This window comes from Sulfurisphaera tokodaii str. 7 (genome assembly GCF_000011205.1).
In the GTDB taxonomy this organism is placed as follows: domain Archaea; phylum Thermoproteota; class Thermoprotei_A; order Sulfolobales; family Sulfolobaceae; genus Sulfurisphaera; species Sulfurisphaera tokodaii.
On sequence record NC_003106.2, the window covers coordinates 42,557 to 62,876 of the forward strand.

The 20,320-nt window shown below is 34.9% G+C and carries 24 protein-coding genes and 2 pseudogenes; 14 read left to right on the forward strand and 12 right to left on the reverse strand.

Annotation, left to right across the window (positions count from 1 at the left end; all coding sequences use genetic code 11):
- The first annotated feature begins 1 nt into the window (after nucleotide 1).
- Genes cas7a through cas6 form a run of 6 tightly spaced genes read left to right on the forward strand, consistent with a single transcriptional unit; the run spans nucleotide 2 to nucleotide 5,789 of the window.
- Nucleotides 2–949, forward strand: coding sequence for a type I-A CRISPR-associated protein Cas7/Csa2 (cas7a, locus tag STK_RS00155; RefSeq protein ID WP_052846126.1), 948 nt, complete (start codon nucleotides 2–4; stop codon nucleotides 947–949).
- Nucleotides 946–1,728: a type I-A CRISPR-associated protein Cas5a gene (gene cas5a, locus STK_RS00160; RefSeq protein ID WP_010977963.1), complete on the forward strand. Its 783-nt coding sequence runs from the start codon at nucleotides 946–948 to the stop codon at nucleotides 1,726–1,728. The genes cas7a and cas5a overlap by 4 nt, the downstream gene beginning before the upstream one ends.
- The gene (locus tag STK_RS00165; protein ID WP_010977964.1) at nucleotides 1,716–2,726 is read left to right on the forward strand and encodes a hypothetical protein; all 1,011 of its coding nucleotides are present in this window, start codon (nucleotides 1,716–1,718) and stop codon (nucleotides 2,724–2,726) included. Before cas5a ends, STK_RS00165 begins: the two co-directional genes overlap by 13 nt.
- On the forward strand, nucleotides 2,723–4,390 hold the full coding sequence (gene cas3, locus STK_RS00170) for a CRISPR-associated helicase Cas3' (RefSeq protein WP_052846128.1): 1,668 nt from the start codon (nucleotides 2,723–2,725) through the stop codon (nucleotides 4,388–4,390). Before STK_RS00165 ends, cas3 begins: the two co-directional genes overlap by 4 nt.
- A complete protein-coding gene (locus STK_RS00175) occupies nucleotides 4,387–5,025 on the forward strand; it encodes a CRISPR-associated endonuclease Cas3'' (protein ID WP_010977966.1) in 639 nt (212 codons plus the stop codon). The genes cas3 and STK_RS00175 overlap by 4 nt, the downstream gene beginning before the upstream one ends.
- Entirely contained in the window at nucleotides 5,022–5,789 is a 768-nt protein-coding gene (gene cas6, locus STK_RS00180) for a CRISPR-associated endoribonuclease Cas6 (protein WP_010977967.1), read from the forward strand. Before STK_RS00175 ends, cas6 begins: the two co-directional genes overlap by 4 nt.
- Nucleotides 5,790–5,985: 196 nt before the next feature.
- On the opposite strand, the gene STK_RS15490 is transcribed toward cas6, so the two are convergent.
- Nucleotides 5,986–6,150 (reverse strand): hypothetical protein, encoded by a 165-nt coding sequence (locus STK_RS15490; RefSeq protein ID WP_232616501.1) that lies wholly within the window; start codon nucleotides 6,148–6,150, stop codon nucleotides 5,986–5,988.
- A gap of 192 nt (nucleotides 6,151–6,342) precedes the next feature.
- Complete coding sequence (locus tag STK_RS15495) at nucleotides 6,343–6,507, reverse strand: hypothetical protein (RefSeq protein ID WP_232616502.1); 165 nt, start codon at nucleotides 6,505–6,507, stop codon at nucleotides 6,343–6,345.
- Between the two features lie 399 nt (nucleotides 6,508–6,906).
- Between STK_RS15495 and STK_RS00190 the strand changes: the two genes are divergently transcribed.
- Nucleotides 6,907–8,199, forward strand: a complete 1,293-nt coding sequence (locus STK_RS00190) for a hypothetical protein (RefSeq protein ID WP_010977968.1) — start codon at nucleotides 6,907–6,909, stop codon at nucleotides 8,197–8,199.
- 719 nt (nucleotides 8,200–8,918) lie between these two features.
- Here STK_RS00190 and STK_RS00195 read toward each other — a convergent pair.
- Together STK_RS00195 and STK_RS00200 are read right to left on the reverse strand one after the other, a co-directional pair.
- The gene (locus STK_RS00195) at nucleotides 8,919–9,305 is read right to left on the reverse strand and encodes a type II toxin-antitoxin system VapC family toxin (protein WP_010977969.1); all 387 of its coding nucleotides are present in this window, start codon (nucleotides 9,303–9,305) and stop codon (nucleotides 8,919–8,921) included.
- Nucleotides 9,298–9,531, reverse strand: coding sequence for an AbrB/MazE/SpoVT family DNA-binding domain-containing protein (locus STK_RS00200; protein WP_052846132.1), 234 nt, complete (start codon nucleotides 9,529–9,531; stop codon nucleotides 9,298–9,300). Before STK_RS00200 ends, STK_RS00195 begins: the two co-directional genes overlap by 8 nt.
- A gap of 184 nt (nucleotides 9,532–9,715) precedes the next feature.
- Here STK_RS00200 and STK_RS00205 point away from each other — a divergent pair, with 184 nt between their 5' ends.
- The 7 genes and pseudogenes from STK_RS00205 (at nucleotide 9,716) to STK_RS15505 (ending at nucleotide 13,266) form a co-directional block, all read left to right on the forward strand.
- The gene (locus tag STK_RS00205) at nucleotides 9,716–10,189 is read left to right on the forward strand and encodes a nucleotidyltransferase domain-containing protein (RefSeq protein ID WP_010977971.1); all 474 of its coding nucleotides are present in this window, start codon (nucleotides 9,716–9,718) and stop codon (nucleotides 10,187–10,189) included.
- A 32-nt stretch (nucleotides 10,190–10,221) separates the two neighbouring features.
- A complete protein-coding gene (locus tag STK_RS00210) occupies nucleotides 10,222–10,506 on the forward strand; it encodes a HEPN domain-containing protein (RefSeq protein ID WP_232616537.1) in 285 nt (94 codons plus the stop codon).
- Nucleotides 10,507–10,943: 437 nt separating this feature from the next.
- Nucleotides 10,944–11,301 (forward strand): annotated as a pseudogene (locus STK_RS00215) (HEPN domain-containing protein).
- A 1-nt stretch (nucleotide 11,302) separates the two neighbouring features.
- Entirely contained in the window at nucleotides 11,303–11,629 is a 327-nt protein-coding gene (locus STK_RS00220) for a nucleotidyltransferase domain-containing protein (protein ID WP_052846133.1), read from the forward strand.
- A gap of 354 nt (nucleotides 11,630–11,983) precedes the next feature.
- Nucleotides 11,984–12,133, forward strand: coding sequence for a hypothetical protein (locus STK_RS15090; protein ID WP_198429718.1), 150 nt, complete (start codon nucleotides 11,984–11,986; stop codon nucleotides 12,131–12,133).
- A 68-nt stretch (nucleotides 12,134–12,201) separates the two neighbouring features.
- Nucleotides 12,202–12,492: a hypothetical protein gene (locus tag STK_RS15500; protein WP_069168134.1), complete on the forward strand. Its 291-nt coding sequence runs from the start codon at nucleotides 12,202–12,204 to the stop codon at nucleotides 12,490–12,492.
- Nucleotides 12,493–13,008: 516 nt separating this feature from the next.
- A complete protein-coding gene (locus tag STK_RS15505; protein ID WP_052846134.1) occupies nucleotides 13,009–13,266 on the forward strand; it encodes a hypothetical protein in 258 nt (85 codons plus the stop codon).
- 258 nt (nucleotides 13,267–13,524) lie between these two features.
- On the opposite strand, the gene STK_RS00235 is transcribed toward STK_RS15505, so the two are convergent.
- The 8 genes and pseudogenes from STK_RS00235 to STK_RS00265 form a co-directional block, all read right to left on the reverse strand.
- Nucleotides 13,525–14,448 (reverse strand): NAD(P)-dependent alcohol dehydrogenase, encoded by a 924-nt coding sequence (locus tag STK_RS00235; RefSeq protein ID WP_010977975.1) that lies wholly within the window; start codon nucleotides 14,446–14,448, stop codon nucleotides 13,525–13,527.
- Nucleotides 14,387–14,551 (reverse strand): alcohol dehydrogenase, encoded by a 165-nt coding sequence (locus tag STK_RS15510; protein WP_010977976.1) that lies wholly within the window; start codon nucleotides 14,549–14,551, stop codon nucleotides 14,387–14,389. The genes STK_RS00235 and STK_RS15510 overlap by 62 nt, the downstream gene beginning before the upstream one ends.
- The gene (locus tag STK_RS00240; RefSeq protein WP_010977977.1) at nucleotides 14,538–14,996 is read right to left on the reverse strand and encodes an iron-sulfur cluster assembly protein; all 459 of its coding nucleotides are present in this window, start codon (nucleotides 14,994–14,996) and stop codon (nucleotides 14,538–14,540) included. The genes STK_RS15510 and STK_RS00240 overlap by 14 nt, the downstream gene beginning before the upstream one ends.
- A 361-nt stretch (nucleotides 14,997–15,357) precedes the next feature.
- Nucleotides 15,358–16,669: pseudogene (locus STK_RS00245) on the reverse strand (RNA-guided endonuclease InsQ/TnpB family protein).
- Nucleotides 16,656–17,066 carry an IS200/IS605-like element ISSto1 family transposase gene (gene tnpA / locus STK_RS00250; protein ID WP_010977980.1) on the reverse strand — a complete coding sequence of 137 codons (411 nt, stop codon included), beginning with the start codon at nucleotides 17,064–17,066 and terminating at the stop codon, nucleotides 16,656–16,658. The pseudogene STK_RS00245 and the gene tnpA overlap by 14 nt, the downstream one beginning before the upstream one ends.
- A 41-nt stretch (nucleotides 17,067–17,107) precedes the next feature.
- Nucleotides 17,108–17,992 (reverse strand): amidohydrolase family protein, encoded by an 885-nt coding sequence (locus STK_RS00255; RefSeq protein WP_232616503.1) that lies wholly within the window; start codon nucleotides 17,990–17,992, stop codon nucleotides 17,108–17,110.
- Between the two features lie 619 nt (nucleotides 17,993–18,611).
- Nucleotides 18,612–19,289 (reverse strand): molybdopterin cofactor-binding domain-containing protein, encoded by a 678-nt coding sequence (locus STK_RS00260; protein WP_052846135.1) that lies wholly within the window; start codon nucleotides 19,287–19,289, stop codon nucleotides 18,612–18,614.
- Nucleotides 19,290–19,321: 32 nt separating this feature from the next.
- Nucleotides 19,322–20,287: an IS1 family transposase gene (locus STK_RS00265; RefSeq protein ID WP_052846137.1), complete on the reverse strand. Its 966-nt coding sequence runs from the start codon at nucleotides 20,285–20,287 to the stop codon at nucleotides 19,322–19,324.
- Nucleotides 20,288–20,320: the final 33 nt, after the last annotated feature.

Genomic DNA, 20,320 nt, shown 5'->3' on the forward strand with positions numbered 1-20,320 from the left:
AATGAAATGGGTTTCTTTCTCTGCTAGATATTTGGTTAATGTAGAGGACTTAAATAATGTTGAGTCTGCGGGAAATTATGTGAGGCATAGAAGGGCTCCTATAATAGTTAAAGAAGGAAATACCTATACGGTAACTTATGTGCCCGCTGTTAGTGGCGAGATGATAGCTCACGGTTATCAGATGAATCTAGTGGAGATTGCAATTGAAAGGAATTTACCAGTTGAGGAGTTGGCTAAACAAGGGATACTTATAAAGAGGGGGGCTGGAGATAGTGTTCATAAGACCGGTTGCGGTGATAAGAACGGTTCTGATTATGAGCTATGTGTTATAGAGGAAGATATTGTTGAAGATGTAGCCGGTTTTCTCAATCCAGACAAACTGGTTAAGAGGACTTCCAATATTGCCTTCAGTTATATGATTCCAGCGTTGGATGCAGTAAAAGCCTCTGCAGTTACGTCGCAATTCCATGTTAGATATGCTACTAAGGAAATGATAGATAAGTATGAAAAGGAGAATAAAAATATACAATCGTTATACAATGTAGAAACCGCTAGTGCTTCATATGTTTTAACTGGTTATTTAAACTTAAGTAATATTGGTGTGACCCAGAATTATCCTGTTAAAGAGGTAAAGGACAAGAAAGATAGGGAAATAGCCTCTTTAGACGCTTTAATGCTTACTTTAACCCAGTTCTTGTTTGGTGCGAAGAGGACTAGGTTTAATCCACTGGTAGAAATTGAGGCATTAGTGTTAAGTGTTTCCGAGAAGCCGTTTAACTTACCCCCAATAAATGGTGACTTTAATGACTATTTAAATCTTGTAAAATCTACGGCTGATTCCTTTAGTAGTGCTTTAGAGATAGATAGGCCTAAGATAGTATTTTATGTTAAGGGAGTTAAGGGAAGTTTAAGTAATCCAGTAGAGGTCTTTAAATCCGTGAGAGGATGAAGGGTGTTTTAATATACGGTCTTCATCATTGGGGTTTTTCTATTAGGGTTCCCAAAGCCTCAGCAGGAGGAAAATCATTCCCGTATGTCCCTATCTCTACTATTTTAGGGGCATTAAGTAAAAGCTATTGTGAAAATTATGCTGTCAAAAATGGTACTTCATGCACTAAGGAGTTTATCGATAAATATAAGGGCTCATTATTCTGGGTAGCTTATGGTGCCGATGAATCCAGACTTTTGCCTTACTCTGACATCATGAGGGAACAAAGAGTTAGTTATAAACAAAAAAAGTATAGAAGTGCAGAAAAATTGAGAGACTGGTTTGGAGTATCTGCATTCGGAAAGACTTATGGTGAAAGTGTAAAGTTTTCAATTGCAGTCCTTTTAAAGGATAAGGTAGAAGACTTCGTAAAGTATTCCTGGCAGATTATCTCTCTTGGTAGTAAGGAGTCCTTAGTCACTATCGAGCATGTTGAGGTTGTTGACGTTGAGGAGAGTGAGGAGGAGCAGTTCTCAACAAGTTTCTTTATTCCTCAACAATGCTTAATAGATACTGGAGATTTTGAACTTCAAGAGCTTCCCGTTCTCAGTACTTATAACCTAACTAAGGAACCTGATGAAGGAGTTTTCGATAAATTCTGGGTTCCGATTCGTGGACCGTTAATAGGGGGTGAGGTTAAAGTTAAGAAAGATGCGATTAATGAGCAATGTACAGTCTATAGAGCTGGTGAGAAGTATGTTGTTACATTTAAGGAGGGGCTGACTAAATGGTTAAAATAAAACTTCCTCCAGAAGGGTATCTAGCTAGAGACCTTGTTATTAGTGAGCTTCTACTGCTTTTAGATACAAGCCCTAGTATAGAAAATGACTTTGCTATTGCTGAAGATGAGATAGGTAATAAGTTGAGAGAAGGCATAGAAAATATGAGGAAAAATAAAGTCCTTATTAGTTCTCTGGGCAAATTTAAGCGTAACTATGCCGCAGTGTATAATTATATTGTAAATGAGGATTTAAATAACATTATTAATGATTTTGTAAGTGACAAAGAAGAATATTTCGAGCCATTCTCATTATTTTTTCCAGAATTACTGGAAGCTGAGAGATGGTATGGTGGATGGAATGCTTCTTCGAAAGGTAGCAAGAAAAGTGTCCAGATGTCTAAGAAGACAGCATTACTTGCAGCTTTAGCTCTAGACTCTTTCACAGTATTTACATATATAGTTAAGAGATCTAGAACTGATGTGGACTACTATTTTGGTATTGCACCAGTCGATACAGAAATACAGTTTCAGTTATGCAGTAACTTAATAACTGAAAAGAGGATAAATATTTCGAAATTAGATAAACTATCCCATCTGGGTAGGATATTCCTCTTTTCAATGTATTATAGCGATAATGTATGCCAGAAACTTATTATGCTTACAGTAAGAGGTAATAGAGCAGAAATAATAGAGGAAAATACTTATTCATCTATTGCTCCATTCGTAGAAATTTGGAAACATATAAACTCTGAAAATCCAAAATATAGGGAGAAGCTTAAGAACATCTTAAATTTAAATGATAAGTATAGTCCGACTGACGTTTTTAATAGAATTTCAAACTATGTCTTTCAAGCAGTAAGTGGTGCAATTACCCCGGAAGAGATGGCTTACTTCATTGCAAAGGATACTTATCTAAAAGATGATGTTTTTGGTTTCATAACTCCCAAAATGGTAAGGACTATAAAGGAAGCTGTAATTTTAGAAAGGCAGAAGCAGAAGGGAGGATACTCCGCTTGAGAGAGGGAATTAGGAAAGTTCTTGAGCTTATGGATTGTAAAGATGTAGGAGAAAATGTAAAGGGAAAGAAGCTTGCAGAGTGCAATGATGTTAATTTTATTCTTAATTTTCCAACGGGCTATGGGAAAACCACTTTATCCATAACTCTTGGTGAGTGGTTAACCACATATACTACAACTAATTTTTATAGATTAATACATGTAGTTCCTACACGAGCTTTAGTTGAGGACATCTCTAAGAGGGCTGAGGGATTAAAATATGCAGTCCAGTACTCTTTTGCACCTTCAGAACTTAAGTCCCCTAATTTTCTGGCTGATTTTATCATAACTACTTATGACTCTTTTTTCTTAAATTTGTATAAGGCAAGCATAGGTGAACCTTTTTCGGATCACGGTCATTACGACTTACCTAGGTTTTCGATTTATACCTCTTTAGTCCACTTTGATGAGTTTCATTTGATGAACGAGAGTAACAGTTGGACCTCGCTTATAGGTGCTGTTGAGCATCTCTCGAAATTAGGGGTAAACTTCATAATGTCGTCTGCAACCCCAAGCAAAAGTGTTGAAGAAAAGATTATTGATCATTCGAAAAACGTAATTAAGGTATCGGTGGTAAACGAATACGGTAATGCTATAAATGGAAGAAAGTGCACAGAAGTGGATAACGGAATTTATGAGTGCGAGACTACAAAAGGAAGAAAGAGATATAAAGTAGTTGAAATAAAGGAAAAAATTGATGTTCCTAATATTGATGTTAAAATAGTTAACAACATAGAGCAATTTTACAATATTGTAAAAGACTCGGAGAAGGCTATAATCGTAGTTAATACTGTTGATAAGGCTATATTACTTTACGATAAGCTTAAACACTTAAAGCCTTGTCTAATCCACTCTAGATTCAAGATCTCGGATAGACAGAAGAGAAAACTTGATGACTGCAAACTAATCGTATCCACTCAAGTTATTGAAGTAGGTGTTAACATTTCTTCAGAAATTATGATAACTGAACAAGCACCTCTTACTTCAATAGTCCAGAGAGTCGGAAGACTATTGAGATATAATGAGAAAAACGAAGGAACTCTTTATATATGGAAAAGTAACGAGACTTATCCTTACGACGAAAATGAGGTTATAAAGACTGTTGAAGCTCTAAGTAACAACGATATATGTCTTAAACATCCTTATGGGTGTCATAATAAAAAAGGATATGCCGAAATAATTGATAGTATAATAAGTGAGCCTAACATTAATCAAAAACTTCTTAACGATCTAGAAAAAATAAGTATAAACCCTTTCTTATCGAAGAAGGATCTTGATATAATTCTAGAGAAATATTGCACTCTTACTAATTCCTTTATAGTAAACCTCGCTATAGATAAACCCAGTAGAATGGAGGATTTAATACCTTTTAATGGTAAGATGATAGATAATGCTCCTCTTATAAGGAAGGACAACAAAATTGTTGCATATTTTGAAAAATATACTCCTACTAACGTTATAGACAAAGTAGAAGTAATAGAGGATTATATAGAGTTCAAGGACTGGAAAGATCTATGTATAAAATACAGAAAGATCTTCATGAAAGGAGAAGAAAAAATGATATTACTTGCACTTAAGGCGGATAGTAGTTATTATGATAGTGAGAGGGGATTGAGGTTAAAATGACATGCTGGGCATTTTATGGTAAAGAGACTTTTAAAGATCATGCATTGGGAACTTTAAATTGCTTCAGAAACAACTTTGAGTATATAATTCCTATTTTATCTAAGAGGAGCGGAGAGAAGATAGAAAATGTAAGAAAAAGCATAGAAATTGCAGTCGCATTTCATGATATAGGTAAAGCATCAAAAAAATATATTAACTCATATTACGGACATGAGCTCTACAGCGGTTATATTATAAGTAGGATAATTAGAAATTGCTGTGATAACAAGCTGAGGGATATTGTAGCACTAGCAGCAATGAGTCATCATCAAGCTATGGTAGAGAGAGGTTTAGAGCTTATAAAGAATAATATGTACGTTAGAATTCCTCAATTTGAATTTAATGAAGAATGCAAAGGAGATATTAATGAAGTTGCAAAGGAGATAAAAGTTAGTATAGATATTGACTTAACTTATATCACTCCAAATGACGTGGTCTCATGGCTTTTAAGAAACAAACACATAAAAGAGTTTTATTATTACCCTATAGTTCTTGGTCCCTTAATGATTTGTGATACATATACCGCGTACCAACACAGAAGCGATACACAATATGAAAACATATTAATAAGAGAATACAAGAGGTTCCTCATGTGATATACTTAGCTATATTCAAAGTATCTGCTGACCGTGATACAATAATCCCCCCATTTTCGTCTAAGCTCTCAAGGTCTATATTGGCTCATATATCTTCAAGTTACGCCAAGGTCATGGAGAGCAGACAACCCTTTAAGCCTATAAGGGTGACGGTTTTAAAGGACTCTAAAGGTTTCCCATTAATAGCATTTAACGGAAGGAAGACTATTTTGAGAGCTAATGAAATTTACTCCTTTTCATTCTCCACTACAAGTAATGATATCGCAAATGATCTCATAAGAAGAGACATGATTGATATAAAGATCTGGAATTCAACATTTACGATAGAGCTAACAAGTTTAAAAATAGTTGAAGAAATTGAATATATTGATTCTGATTTTTATCGGGTTAACTTTATAACTCCTACCCTTCTCCAACCACCTAAGTTCGGAAAGATGAACAGATTCCTTCTCTTCCCTTATGCTCACTTCTTCCTATTATCTATCGCAAGGCATTGGAACGCAAACATGAAGACTAAAATCAAACTGTCATCTTTAAAGACCCTATATTACTTTAAAGAGATCGACCACAGAATATGGCCAGTTACTACTATATATGACGGACATCCTATCAGAGGCTTCTGGGGATGGGTTTTATACAAAATTGAGGGTGAAAGAGAAAATATTATCAGGCTTTTAAATTATGCAAACTATTTTGGGGCGGGGAAAAGCAGGTCTATAGGATTTGGAGAAATAGAAGCTTTGCCAACTGGGTTCTTGGCTTAATCTTATTACGTCAAACCAGTATACACTTAGTTTAACGGGCAAGAAGCTGAAATAATTCAGTTAATAGTTTAAGAAAATTACCTTAACTATAAAAAATTATAATATTTGTCCATGAACTAATAAATACTTTGAATTTCACTCCCTTACTTTATTTAGTTTATCACAAAGAATTTTTCAGTTAATAGGACAATATTTCTTACTTATGTGTAACGTCACATAAAAATGCAACGATTTTCCTATAAATGCTAACGGAATAATAATTAGACATGGTAACAGTTGAGTAAAGTAAAATTTTCCAAACAGCTTTATCATCCCTTATACCGCTATTATATACCCTCTTAATAGCGTCTAAACTACTCATACTAACCACATTTCCCCTTAAATCCAGATGCAAGAACTTGAGGGAGGGCTCATCAGTTACTGATACTTTATCTAACAAGAGATCTATTATGCAACTCCTTCCCTCTATAACAGCATTTTGGACTCCTTTAACCTTCTCCCTCTACTGATTTAACTCGTCTACACTATTAAACTTCTTGGGTAGTTCAATAAATTATATCCCCTTCTCTTCACAACAACCATCACAAGCTTCCTTGATTAGAGTAGTCTTCCCGCTAAAAGAGAGACCTCTAATTAATGCCTTCCCTCTCTTAACTAAACTTCTGATTTCACTGACCTTGAAAATTTTCCTCGTATTATAATAAAGGGCCAAAAGCAAATTTTATACTTTCTGAGGTTTTAAAGGGGAAGGCTTTCTCCTAAACCTACGCTGGTTCTATGATATTTAAAGAATTATTGTTTCCCTTTAAACTGTAACTGAGAATAACTATAGCGATTAGGATCTTAAGGGATTTTCCTGGTTTAAAACAACAAAGTATAATTTCTTTATAGCAGTTTTTGTTCTACTTTAACGCGACTTACAGATTTTCAGCAAACGTAGTGCATTCCCTAAGCATATTTCAGCAAACTTGAGGAGTTTCTTCTCACGCTTTTCAATTAACTAAACGCTAAACTAAAAACTTTATCGGTAGTATCGGGAATTTCGTATTAACGAGGAAAATTAGAACAACTGCTATTCTTTATAAACATTTATATTTCAGTACTATCCATATTTTTTATGATATGTACGGTAATCCCGATTAATAGATCGGACTTCACTTTTGAGAGTTCATTTTCCTCGATTGTTAGGACTTATGAGCTATTCCGACCTGAAAAATACGTAATAATTCACGCAAAGTTTAATTCAGTCCACTTGGAAAAACTGAAATACTTATTCGAAAAATTGAAAGAAAAAGGGAAAAAGATAGAGATGGTAAGTACTGAAAGTATAAGTGATTTTAATAGCTTTAAAAATATCATCGATGAAAAAACAAAGGAATGTGAAAAAGTATATCTAGTTCCTACTTCCGGAGCTAACATAATAGCTGTATTTCTCGCTTTATTGAGTAAGGAAAATCAGAGGTATCAACTAGTTAACTACATATTTTCCTTTGGTCCATGGACTCATTTCTATTACCCATTTGTGCCCAGAGATCTTGAAGTAGCCTATACACTTGAAGGCAAAATAACTAATAAACCTTCTCTAGATCTGAACCTTGATCCCTATCTGGAAAGGAATGAGTTTGTTAGGAATATACAGATGTTTGCCCTTAAAATTAATAAGAAATTTGACAGCTGTAGAGAGATGAGCCTTAAAGTCAACGGAGTAGATATACTAAGGACTTGGAGTGTAAATTATCATGAGACGGTAAAGTTACTTAATAAGCACGTCTTTTCTAATGAGGATGTAAGTGAAGCCTTACTTAAACTTTCTGGAGCCTATGACATTCTCGTTGAAGGGAAAAAGCTAGAAGAAGTCTCCTATGGCAGAACTGTAGTAATCGACACCAACCTTATCTATTTCGGAATTCACACTCATGAGATTAGGGATTTGGCTATACCATATTGTGCAGATGATGAGATACTTCGTAGTGTAAATAAAAAGGATAATCCTATTAGCTATATTATTTTCTATGTTTACCAAGCTCTTCTACAGAGGAGTAAAATTATACCCAGTAAACTTACTATTTGTGATGTTGCAATTCCAAAGATAGAACCGGATTTAATAAAAGGTGCACTGGTCATAACTAACGATAAGAACGCGTTTGAAAGATGGAAAGAACTCAGCTTAAGGTCTTATGCTGAAGTAGAATACGCTGAACTAGATAAAAGCAATAGGAGGAATAGTTTTGCCGAAGTTACTAGTGTTATCTTTAACATGGTTTCCTTATTGAAGCTTATGCACGAGAAAATACCGCAAAGTTATAAAAACTCCATGTTGAAACTCGATATTGTAGAAATATGTTGTAATAAAACGTGGTGCATAGATGTTTTAAAAGCGAATAAAAGTGATGACCAGAAAACTACCTAACTAGTATTTCACTTATAACCGTTTGTACCTACACTTTTATTCATAATTGAGTGTAGGACTTAGTCTAAACCACCTATTGTTAGGTGGGTCACAGGACTCCTTATAAGCTTAAAGCACCAGACTCATATCTATGGACTGTTCTCAAACAGTCATCAAATTCGATAATTGTTTATAAAAATATTAGAGTATTTATAAAAATGGTTTTTCTATATGATTCACTAGAAAGAGCTAAGCGTAAAGAGTATATACTAATTTACAAAGCATTTATGTGTAAAGGTTATTATATCCTTCTTAGGTAGCTAATATATATAAGGTTATATATCCTCGCTTCTTGAAAATATATCATCCTTAAATAGGGTTAATTTAAAGATGAGTAAACAATAATAATAATAATTTGATATAATATTACAAATATTTATCGAATTTCATGGCTGCATGAGAACAGTCCCAAGCATAGTATCAGCTAAGATTGTCACGCTAGAGTGTTCAATACATAATAAATATAATTTGCTTTATAAACAAAATTTTCATATAAAAAATAAATATTAAAAACCTAAATGGCATAATAATACTTAAGGGGAATTAAGCCTAGGGAGTATTTTTTCCTCTACTGCGAGAAAGACCAAACTTTTTTGTACATTTTGCTTATTTATGCTTTAATTTCTTTTGGCAATGCTCTTTATAAAAATTCTAGATCTAAAGTAAATTAGTCATAGCAGTTAAAATTTCCTATTTGCGTTGAGCAAATCGAAGTCCGTATCGTTAGAATAAATTATGTCAATCCCTAATCTTTTCATTTGGGATAATATTACTGCATCGTCCCAAAGTTTATAACTTAATTTTAATTCCTGAAGAATCTTTATTCCATTAACAATATCTTCCCACCTCGTATCTACAATATTAATCCCCGATTGCTGGAGGTAATTAACAAACATCGGAATTACTTCAGCTTTTTTCCTCCTTTCTAGATGTGATAATACTTGAGAAATTATAAGAGTCGAAGAGTAAGCATCTTCTACTTCTGCAGTCTTTAATAACTCTTTTGCTCTCTCACCATAGGAAGGGTCAGAAAAAAGGACATAGATAAATACGTTAGAATCAATCATTATCTTCAAATCCTAATGCCTCCTCAATCTCCTCAATTTCAACCTTCTCCTTCCCTGCTATTCCGTAAATGTCGTCCACGCTTATTCTTTTCACTTTAATTACTATCTTTCCGTCTTTCTCCAAATCAACTTCAACTTTGCTTCCCTCTTTTAAGTTTAATTTCTCCCTAATTTGTTTCGGTATTATAACTCTCCCCCTTTCATCAACTGTAACAATATATCCCATAAGATAATTTTGTATTCCCATTTTAAAAATTTTCCTTAGTTAGAAATCTATTTCGTGATAGCTCTTATATTTTCATGCTGACTTTCTTATCATCCTGGAAGATTGAGGTTTTCCTTCCAGAGTGGTTCTACTAACTAGCCCCCTATTCCATAATGCTTAAATTCTTTTCATCAAAACTAATATTATGGATAAGGAGCTTGTTGATGCATTTCTTAAAGTTTATGGAGATGACCTAATATCTTTAGTACTCTTTGGCTCTTATGCTAGGGGAGAACAAAGAAGGGATAGTGATATTGATTTATTGATAGTATTAAAGGAAATAAAGGATAGGTATGAGGTCATGAGAAAATTTCTCTTAGCAGAGGATATATTAGAAAATACGCTATATCCTAAGCTAAGGGAGAAAGGCTTTGAACCCTATATCTCCCCAATAATTTACGACGTTAAAACCGCTACAAAATTTCGTCCGTTATATATGTTAATGATATTTGAGGCTAAGATACTTTATGATAGGGAAGGAATAATGTCTAAGACCTTAGAGAGGATTAGGAGAAGATTAGAAGAATTGGGAGCAAAAAGGGAGAAATTTGGTAGGGGTTATGTAGTGACTTTAACCAAGGTTAAGCCTGGAGAGGTAGTAGATTTTGAATTAATTTAGCTGAAGGACTTCTACAAGAGGCTAGGATAAGGATAACGTATGCGGAACTTGATTTAAAGGAAAGTAAAGACTTCGCCTTTTGCGTCAGATTGTCACAAGAGGCTGTCGAACTTTCAATAAAAGCAATGCTAAGAGCTTTGCCCATTGAATATTCTAAAACCCATGATCCGGGGAAGATTCTTGAGGCAAATAAAGATAGACTACCAGAATGGCTAAGGCAAGAACTGAGTAACATAACTTATACTTCTAGGTGGTTAAGGGCTGAGAGAGAACCCTCAATGTATGGTGACGAGATTGAAGGTATACCTCCCAACTAACTGTATAATGAAAATTACTGCGTTAAAGCGTTAGAAGCAGCTAAACATGTATTTAACCTAGCAGAAAAACTATTAAATGAGTTTAAGAAACATACTTGAAAAAGACATTTAAAAAGAATTGGAAAATTAGAATTAATATTTACACTACTTATATCTAGAGTTCTTACGGTAATTCTAGTTAGTGATGATTATTTAAAATACTATATTAATAAATTAACTATAACCGTTCATAGTCTCGTCATTGAGCTATTTATATTTCTACAAATTTTTAGCACATAGTAATATGTTATTCCAATATTTATACTCTTTATAAGGAAAGTCATTTAATAAATTTACATACAAATGACTACACTATCTAACTATTTACTGTTAATTACATTAAAAATTCTACACGGGAGCAGAACACACTTTTTAAGTTTTAGCATGAGGTAATATGTGTGAGGTATAAAGATTGGATAATTCAAGCTGAAGAAGATTTGGATGTTGCAAGAGTTCTCTTAGACGCAGAGAAGTATTTTGCAGTAGCTTATTATTCTCAACAAGCATCAGAAAAAGCCTTGAAATCGCTATTATTTTTTAGGAAAAGACCCTGGGAAGACTCATTCGCTTACTGAACTTGCTGATATGATAGAGAAGGAAGGTTTAGAAATTCCGTCAAATGTAAAAGAAAATTTAATGGTTTTATCCCCTCATTTTATTATCTCCAGATATCCAGACGCTTCTAACGGAATTCCGCGAGGCCATATAATAAAAATATTGTCGAAGATTTATATAAAAGAGCTAAAGAGGTGGTAGATTGGGTAAAATTAGAGGAAAATCGGCAATAGAGAGTCAAAGGAAGATGCTAAATTTAGCTAAGGAAATAGTTGAAAATATATCAAAGGACTTTCCCGATCTACAAGAAGCTTATATTTTCGGCTTTAGAGCTAGGGGAGATTACTTAGATACAAGTGATATAGATTTAATATTAGTATTTAAAGGAATTAAAGAGATGAATAGTATAGATGGGATGTACATCGTCTCAAAATATATTAAAGGCAACGTAGATTATATTGTCGTAGACGAAGAAGAAAAGGAAAGAGTTAAAGATAAGAAACTCTTCTGGAAGAAAGGAGTTTGTTAATTTCTTATAAATCAACGGAAATAAAGGGAGAAAGTCCTAATTTCCCTTATTTATATAGACTATTATTTAAAATATTCTTTAAAATTATTAATAATTGCATAAACATGAAATAGTACAAATTCTATAGTAGATATGCCAGGGAATCTTACGGTCAAGAGTTTATAGCAATAGGAACTGACTTCCTAAGGAAGTAAAAGTTTTGGACTACGATTCTGTAATTGGGTGGATTAATTCCCAAAAGGAGAGGGTCTTTCCTAACTTTCGGTACAGATATGAATACGCGATTCTGTGACTAACTTAATTTTAAAACTTTCATGCATTAAGTTTATTATTAGCTGAGAAGAATTTCCTCTTATGAAGAAGAGAGTAATACTACTAGTACCGGAATCGCAGTTAGAAAAGATAGAAAAACTTAGGAGGGGAGAGATAATAACTTTCGGTAAGTTTAAGGTGATAGTTAGTGGGAGTGAGAGTAAGGATAAAGCTGGAGGCAGTAACGGGTAAAACTGTATTATGTTATAGCTCTGCTAAACAGCGGGGCTGAGAGCGAGAGACCAAGCATAGCACTGCCCATGGAAATAGCAGAACAACTTGAACTTGATAAATTAAAGGCAGAAGCTGCATATTCAGAAGAAGCCACGACGTTAGTTGAAATAAAGCTTTATAGAGATGCAGTAAAGTGTACCTTAATTGATGGTAATGAGGAGCTAACTTCAACTATTTTAGATGTCGCTGTTGCTGAAGGTTTAACTGAACCTCTACTCTCTGACTCGGCAATCGATGCTTTAAATATTGAAATCCTGAGCTTTAGTAAGGGGCTTTGGAGGATTAGAGGTGAGAATAAGATTAGGAGGGGTATGTAGATATAAAAGCTGTTTGGGCCAATATTCTTAGCTACGAAGTTTTTCCTAGATCATGATTAGTGTGAACATACACTCTGTTTCTACTACTAAGATAGAAGAAATGAGGGAGTAGATAAAACACAAGTTTTATCATTCTGTTTCTAACATTAAGACACTATATTACTTACTATGTTAGGAAACTCATCACAACTATACGTTACGTTAAAAATATATAAGGAAATGTCCTCTTACTAATTAAAAATTTCTTTATGATAAGCGATAAGACTAGGAAGTAAAAATTAAAAATGTTCACAAATTCACGAAATAAATATTATAATTTTTTATGGTAAGGGATCCCCCTTAAAACTGCTAATCAAAAATGTATAAATTTCCCCAAAAGATAAAGCTTTTTAAAGTCTCAATAAGCATAACTGACGAATTATACTAAACTGCGTAAACTAAATTATGGAAATAGCAATCTATTGCGGTAAAGCATACAGTTGAACAAACGAGCTTTGCAGTAAACCGCCTAAAGAGATGAAAGTTGTAGATTATGACTCTGTGATCAACTGGATTAACTCCCAAAAAGAGAAGGCTTTTCTAATTTTCGGTACTGATGTCAGGGAATTTAGAGGCAAAGGACGCCGTAAAGAATATAAAAAGGAGTTAAAAAAGATAAAGAATAATTGCATAGAAAAGATTATTGATGAATTATTTAAGATAATAGAAAGTGTACTAAAGGATCTATGTGAATTTCTACCATATTACCCAGCAATAATCTTAAATGTTCTTTAGCTAGTGCGAATAGATAGACGGAAAATTCCTAAAAATTCACGATTTCTTAAAAAATACATTTTAAATTTACTCTTCTATCTTTTATCTTGATTAGAAACATATATTTGTGTGTATGCTCATAGAAACTATAAAATATGGCAATTTTCCTAAATTGTAGTATCTAACTAAGTCTTATTTCTTCATGAAGAAAGACGTTAAATTAAGATCAAGAAAAGAAAATAAATAGCTTAGATTTATGTTATGATGTTGCTGTCTAGATTACGGTACTAATATTGCTCTTCCAGCTATTTTTCCACTCTTAAGCATTTCTAATGCTTTATTTGCCTCCTCTAACCTAAACATTTGCGTTCTTAATTTCACTTTTTCTCTTGCATATAATTCAACTAATTCTGCTAACTCATTATATGTCCCCACTAAATTCCCTATAACACTTATTTCTCTACTGATGAAATCCAGTGTCGTATTAGTAAATTCTCCACCATAACCCACAATGGAATATATTCCTCCTTTTTTAATCATCCTTATAGCGTTCTTAGGTGTACCATGCTCACCTACAAAATCCAGTACTGCATCTGCCCCCTCATTATTAGTCAACTTTAATACCTCATTAACTCCTCCATCAGCTCCAGCTATTACTCCTTCATCAGCTCCCAATTCCTTAGCTAATTTAATCCTATCCTCACTAACATCAACAGCTATTATTGTTGCCGGCGTTATTGCCTTTAATATCTGTACTGCTATATGCCCCAATCCTCCTATTCCTATCACTACCACCTTACTGTCGGGATCTAGTTTTAATTTCTTTACTGCGTGATACGCTGTTAACCCAGCATCTGCTAATGGTGCCATTGGTGTTGGGTCTACATTTTTAGGCAATTTTATAGCTGAATAAGCTGATGTCTTTAAATACTCAGCATAACCTCCATCAGTCCCATCAAGCCCTGGGAACTTACCGTTAGGACAATGCATATCATTCCCAGCCCTACATGCTTTGCAGTGCCTACAAGTTATGTAGGGATGTAGGATTACCGGGTCTCCTTTACTTAACCAATCCACAGCACTACCAACTTCCTCAATTATTCCTACATTTTCATGCCCAATGGTGAAGGGTAATTTTGGATTAAATACATCCTTTCCAAATTCCCTCTTGTATATGTAAATCAGTTCTGCAAACCCCCGCACCCTTTATTCTTACTATAATATCATAAGGCCCAGTTATTTTTGGATAATCTACTTCATCTAATTGTAAGGGTGCATTATATTCATGAATTCTAACTGCCTTCACGTTTCATCCTCTCCTCAGCTAATAATTTACACATTTCTCCAGTTATACCTAAGGATAATCTTACTAGCTTGTCCGATCTGTTTTTCGGACTCATTCCCCTTTCAAATCTTTGGTAAAATCTCTTCTTCAAATCATCATAAAGATCTTTCATGGTTTCATCTTTATAACATTCGTCAAATTTTAGCCCTTTATTTATACATTTTGTTAATTTTTCACTATCATGATGGTCTATGACCTCTATATCAATAATTTCGTATTTACTCTTTAATTTTTCTCTTAAATCCTCTAGGATCATGTATAGGAATGTTGGGGGACACCAAAAGGTAGGTGGAGAGAGTACTACCCTTATCCTATTTTCTCCTTCCTCTACTTGTTTAACAAATCCTAGATCGACTATTGAGCTTAGAGTCTCTGGGTCTATAACATTTTTAAGGATTTCACTCATTTAATACACCTCACTATGGTTATAACTAGGGTTGTTAGAGACATAATATGAGGCATTTCTTTGCGTGGTACAGATAAGGATAGGGGATGCAAATTAGACCTCATTTAATACACCATCTCTTTACTTAGCTTAACCTCAAGAACTTTAGCCCTACTTTTAATATCATCATTTAATGTTTTCATAATCTCATTAACATCTATTCCCCACAGTTTTGCAGCGTTTTCGTACAGTATTTTCTTCTTTATATCTAAAGTTAGTTGAACTCCGTATTCCTTTTCTATATCTGGTGGTAATTCGAATTTAATGAAGTCCTCTATTATCCATTTGGGATTCCATATTGCATACTGACCTCCTCCTCGCCCTAAAGGGCGAGGGTTCCCTTAGGGCGGTTCATAGGTTTGTGGTTTACCACCTTCATCCTCACAACTTCATAGCTAGTGGGTGCGTAAAGCACCCACCCCGCTCCGTTCGTCCAGCGGTAGACCACGGGCTGGATCTTCAGTCCGTTACCCCTATCCCTCACTGGGAGTTGCCCTCCACTCCCAGATCCTAGGGACTCGGGGATATGTAGGATATTTATCGCTCCATTCAGGTCTGCGTTTATCACTTTCCCTATGCGGGGACACTTAAATAGGCCGCGTTTAACACGCCCACTTTCGTGGGCTTCCCCGCATAGGGAGCACGTCTTAGAAGTATAAGATTCATCCACTTTAACAACCCTAATTCCTAGTTCTTCCCCAATCTCCTCAAAACGCTTAATAACGTACCTGTAGTTCCAGAAGTTTACAGTGAGTTTATTACCGTGGTTCCTATTAATCTCTTTAGGATAACCTATAACAACCTCGCTTACCCGTTTGTCCTTCAACAGCTCCACTACTTTCCTAACCATACTGTTTAAAGCGTGTTTGAGGAACCTACTCCTATTCTCGTAGAGGAGTTTCAGCTTCTTGCTCCTATTCTGCTTATGCCTCGCTAAGGTCTTCTGAACGATTCGTATCTTCTTGCTATAATACTCATACTGTGAAAGAACACTACCACCCTTGAAAAGGTACCAACTACCATCTTCTACGTAAACTGTTGCTAAATTGATGATTCCTAAATCAACAGAAGCCCTCAGGTTGCCCTCAACTTTCGTTTCACTTTCAACCTCCACTGGAATATGAGCATACCAACTCCTCTTAGCTTCGTTGTAAATTATTTCTAATCTACCTTGTTTCCCGTGCCACTTGAGTTTCCCCTTAAACCTCAGAGAGAGTTTGAAGTCCTTCAAATAGATGATCCTCTTGTTCTCATCCACCTCATAACGATCGTTCCTAATGATTAGGATTAGTTTATATTTTCCACTTTTATCTTTCCAATACCCTTGGAGGTCTTGGTTTAAACCACTTTGGTAATTTTCCCTCATTCTTCTCTTCGATTAGGGAGAAGAAGCTTCTCCAGTCCTCAGCGTTCTTTCTAGCAACTTGTTGAACGTTAACCTTTAACACGTGTTTGTACTTCTCGTACACCTCCTTTTCTGTCTTAGCAAAGTCTACTCTCTCCCCTTCCTTGAACTGTTGCATCCTTAACCAGTTCACTTCGTTCCAACACTTCGCTGTGGTAATAGCCAACTCCTTCAGTCTTTCGTGGGTTTGCTTGTCTACTATTAGTTTAACTACGTTAGTCCTCTTCACCCTCTTTCACCCACTGTTCTTCAATGTACTTCTTTATCGTCTCGCTGGATATGTTACCAGAAGTCGATACGAAGTAGCTTCTAGTCCAGAGCTTCCCGTTAGTAGCTTTCTTCAGCTCTGGGAACTTCTTGAGTATTAGTCTTGCTGATTTTCCTTTGAAGTAGTTTGCTAAATATGACGGTGCGTATCTCGGTGGGCAGTTAACGAATAGGTGGATGTGGTCTGGCATTACTTCTAGGGCTAATACTTCACAGCCTAGCTCTTCTGCTATGGTTCTTAGTACTTCTTTAGTGTATTCTGCTATTTCGCCTGTTAGTACTTTCCTACGGTATTTCGGTATCCATACGAAGTGGTAGTTGCAGAGGTACTTTGCATGCCTAGTTGATTTGTATTCCACACTTTAAAGTATTCAAAATAATTTTTAAACTTTACCCCGCCTTAAAAGGCGAGGCTGCCCCGCGTTTTGTCAGATCCGTATAGGATTCTATCTGGTCCAGGCCAGAATAGTAGTTCGGCCATTATTTGTGCAAAGTATCTTGGTCTCTTATGTATAAATGCTGTAGCTACTGCTAATCCAGCATAAACGTTTTTGTCTTGAACTCCTATCCAGCAGAAATCATCAAACCTTGGTAATCCTATATGTGTTACTACAAATTTCATTTCTGGGAATGATGTGGCTGCAGCATCTACGTCTTTTACATCGAATGCGTCCTTATCTAAGGGCCATACTGTTGGTCCCTTATGCGGGACTAAGATGTTTATTCCTAATGATTTGCTAAATTCTATGAATTCAAATGCTTCTCTTGAATCCAGTCTCCATCCTCTTGATAAATTTCCTCCAATATCTTTCCATTCTGCAGTGTATAGTTTCACATGACGCATTTGCCAGGGTTTGACCCTATATTTTCTAACGTCTTCTTCTAGTTGTCTTTTACCTTGTTCACCATCTCTGGGATCCCATCTGGTACCTATTATAAATCTGTAGGGATTTTCATAAACTAGTTTACCGAATTCTTCAGTGTTTCCAAAAGGTGTGCGATAGAAGTATAATAGGTATTGGGGTTGGGTAATTCCTATATCTACGTAACCGTTAAGAAATACGTCTTCGATCATTTTCTTTGATCCGTAATATTTGAAGGTATTATAATCCATTATATATTCTTGGGGACTTAACGATTTGTGATAGTCGTAAAAGCAATCTATCCATCCTTTAGCCAATTCTGGTCTTAACCAATTATCCTCATGGGCTTTCCATACATGTACGTGATAATCTATTACGGGGATCTCATGTATTTTACCATCAGGTGTTTCTACTTTTATCAATTATCCCACTATATTATATTGATCATGTTTATTTAAAAATCTTTGTTAAAAAAGAAAAGATAAGAATGTATTTTATAGTGTTAATATTAAGCTATAAATTTGTTTAAATGATATGGATAGAATAACGTATAAAATATGTAAGTGCTAAGGGAAAAAACATTCGACTACACGAAATATATCTTGTTACTTCAGTCATTACTTCACTTTTGGTACCTTCTTGTCTTTTAATATGAAAAAGTCTATGGAGTATCCTTTGAAGGGAGAAAATAAATGAGATAAAGCCACTAAAGTTCCATCTGATTCTTCTATTTTATATCATTCTTCAGCTATAAATTTATCTTAACTTCTTATCTTCTACACGTTATTCTCTGGAACTATTTATCTGAAAATCGTTAATTTTCATAAAACTTTTCAGTAAATATTTATTCTCTATAACGAGGTATGGAATAAGATCTGATCACTTGAGATAAAATAAGGTTTAATGTATGATTTCTCGATTAAGCAATTCGCCCAATTATTTAATAATCCTCTTCCTTTATCTTAACTGTTTTCACACTACTATGAAGTTATAAAATCTGGTAGAGTATATGTGAAAAGGCTTTAGGTAGAACAACTTCCGTTAAGTTTTACTACATTTGTTAGTAAGTACTGTAAATATTGGTATTTCTTTCACATTAATTATTGATTTTACGGCATTAAGGATTGCTGGAGGGGCCGCCATAGTTCCTCCTTCTCCTAACCCAGAAGAGTAATCACTATTGCTTTCTATATGTTCCACTTCTATATTGGGACTTTCAATTGCAGTCATAACTCCATAGTCTGAAAATGTTTGAGTTAATGGTATTCCCTCATCGTTATATTCTATTGATGCATATAAGGCTACTTCAATACCATGAAAGGTTGAACCAATTATTTGACCTTTCGCAAAATTTTCATTAATTATTTTACCAGCATCATGTATTACGTAGTATTTTAGTATTTTGGGTATGTTAGTTTCATCTATCTCGATTTCTACTATATGACCCATGCAACCGTATGATATTGAGGAATTTATCTTTCCTTCTTTTATGTTATCAGCATATGGGGATTGGAAGTAACCTACTGCTGTGAGACTTCCTTCTATTCCTTTCAATTTAACTGGATCCCAGTAGAATGTGCCTACTAGATGTCTTAATGATATAGATCTATCTCCAGATATAGTCTTTATTCTTCCGTTTTCAATTTTTAATTCAGATTTTTGGACTCCTAATATTTCCGAAGCCATATCTATTATTTTATTCTCTGGGACTGTTCTCAAACAGTCATCAAATTCGATAAGTATTTGTAATATTATATCAGTTTATTTCTAATATATTGTACCCCCTTCAAGTAAGCCTCATTTAAGGGAGTTTTCTCCCTTGAATAAACTACCGGGTACATGATGTTCAACAAGGCAATAGTATAGTCAACCATCCTCCTACTCCTATTAACAGCCCTTGTATCCCTTGCCAACCTAGCAAGGTGAGCCCTACAGTAAGAATTATAACTCTCCACGGTGTATGTGTACTTCTTACTTACAACATGATTGTTGAGTACTTGATAAACTGAGTAATCATCAGTGTAATATACCTTGCTCTTGGGTAGGGTATTCAAGAGGTAACTGAAAGTCCTATAATCCCTATCACCCGTGGTGAAGAAGGGTACACCATCAGTTAATGCGTTCCATATCCACAAGTTCTCCCTCTTTGAACCGTGTCTAACCCTCACGTAAGTCCAACTCTCATCAATTACTGTGGATTTTGCTGTGAAGTTCTTTAGTTGTTCTTGTAGGATTAATAAGTGTGCGTATGCCTCTATCCCCTTCCTCATCACTAGACTGTATATTGTTGTTAATGGTTTTCCTTCAACCCTTGCTACTCCTCTCATACTCATTCTGTTAGTGTACTCTTTCAGTATCCTTTCCTTTTGTTCTTTACTCATCTTGTGGTTTTGTGTTTGATAGAATGTTCTCCCGCAAGTTTTGCACTTGTATTTTGTTTTTCCTCTAGATGAGCCGTTCTTTACTATTTTGTTTGATTTGCATGAGGGACAAGGTGGTTTTTCTTCTCTTCTCCTCTTTACTCCAAGCTTTTTAGTGTAGTAGTATAGTGTTGATGGTGGTATTCCCAGTTTGGTGACTTGTACTCCTAGTAGGTATGCTGCTATTGCGTAAGCAAGGTCTTCTAAATCGTGTTTTCTTGGCTTAAAATTTAAATTCCTCAGAACCAAAAGTATTAATTGTGCAAGGGTTACGAGGTCCATCTCGTGAACCCCCATATAACCTCGTGACCCTTGCACATAAATTTTTCT

Excerpts from the sequence above, each read along its gene's own strand:
- STK_RS15500 (WP_069168134.1), top strand. The coding sequence starts at position 12,202 with ATGGAAATAGCAGAACAACTTGAACTTGATAAATTAAAGGCAGAAGCT.
- STK_RS00265 (WP_052846137.1), bottom strand. The coding sequence starts at position 20,287 with ATGGGGGTTCACGAGATGGACCTCGTAACCCTTGCACAATTAATACTT.
- cas7a (WP_052846126.1), top strand. The coding sequence starts at position 2 with ATGAAATGGGTTTCTTTCTCTGCTAGATATTTGGTTAATGTAGAGGAC.
- STK_RS15505 (WP_052846134.1), top strand. The coding sequence starts at position 13,009 with ATGAAAGTTGTAGATTATGACTCTGTGATCAACTGGATTAACTCCCAA.
- STK_RS15490 (WP_232616501.1), bottom strand. The coding sequence starts at position 6,150 with ATGAGTAGTTTAGACGCTATTAAGAGGGTATATAATAGCGGTATAAGG.
- STK_RS00165 (WP_010977964.1), top strand. The coding sequence starts at position 1,716 with ATGGTTAAAATAAAACTTCCTCCAGAAGGGTATCTAGCTAGAGACCTT.
- STK_RS00200 (WP_052846132.1), bottom strand. The coding sequence starts at position 9,531 with ATGGGATATATTGTTACAGTTGATGAAAGGGGGAGAGTTATAATACCG.
- STK_RS15090 (WP_198429718.1), top strand. The coding sequence starts at position 11,984 with ATGAAGAAGAGAGTAATACTACTAGTACCGGAATCGCAGTTAGAAAAG.
- STK_RS00195 (WP_010977969.1), bottom strand. The coding sequence starts at position 9,305 with ATGATTGATTCTAACGTATTTATCTATGTCCTTTTTTCTGACCCTTCC.
- STK_RS00175 (WP_010977966.1), top strand. The coding sequence starts at position 4,387 with ATGACATGCTGGGCATTTTATGGTAAAGAGACTTTTAAAGATCATGCA.
- STK_RS00240 (WP_010977977.1), bottom strand. The coding sequence starts at position 14,996 with ATGAGTGAAATCCTTAAAAATGTTATAGACCCAGAGACTCTAAGCTCA.
- STK_RS00205 (WP_010977971.1), top strand. The coding sequence starts at position 9,716 with ATGGATAAGGAGCTTGTTGATGCATTTCTTAAAGTTTATGGAGATGAC.
- STK_RS00190 (WP_010977968.1), top strand. The coding sequence starts at position 6,907 with ATGATATGTACGGTAATCCCGATTAATAGATCGGACTTCACTTTTGAG.
- cas5a (WP_010977963.1), top strand. The coding sequence starts at position 946 with ATGAAGGGTGTTTTAATATACGGTCTTCATCATTGGGGTTTTTCTATT.